Annotated in this window: 1 protein-coding gene; it reads left to right on the top strand. The window is 60.2% G+C overall.

What is annotated here, in order from left to right:
- Positions 1 to 230 precede the first annotated feature (230 nt).
- A complete protein-coding gene (locus SB752_RS31935; protein ID WP_144410585.1) occupies positions 231 to 437 on the top strand; it encodes a hypothetical protein in 207 nt (68 codons plus the stop codon).
- The last annotated feature ends 18 nt before the right edge of the window (positions 438 to 455 follow it).

Below are 455 nucleotides of genomic sequence, written 5' to 3'. Positions count from 1 at the left end.
CGCCGGCGAGCGCTGGCGCTGGTGAGCATGCCCCTGCATCAGGTTGCTGCGCAACCGCGCGAGGCGCGGCTCACCGCGGGCTCGATAGGCGGAAACTGGTGTTTACATGGTTCTATCGCAGGTCGAGAAAAAATTCTTGAGGGACGGTAGACTGAAGTCCCGATCGACGCTGTTGTCGACCGGGATTTTCAGGAACTATGCTAATGGACTCATTCTGCAAGAAGATCACCATGCCGGACGGCACGGTGCTTTCCGGCGCCGCGGCGCGTGAATACCGGCTGTCGCTGTACGACGACGGCGTCGATGAAGTAATCGCGAACGTACACGCGGAGACGGACGCGCGTAATGCTCGTCGTCACGCTGAATACGTGATCGACAAAGCTTCGGCGTCGTCGAAGCGTATCGCCCGCACGCGCACGGGGGAGAAGATCAACTGAACACGCATGCCTGACGTC

The sequence above is a fragment of the Brevibacillus sp. SIMBA_040 genome (assembly GCF_046535075.1).
Lineage (GTDB): Bacteria > Bacillota > Bacilli > Brevibacillales > Brevibacillaceae > Brevibacillus.
Note: the sequence above shows the minus strand (reverse complement) of the source record. Positions and strands in the feature narration are given on the sequence as shown.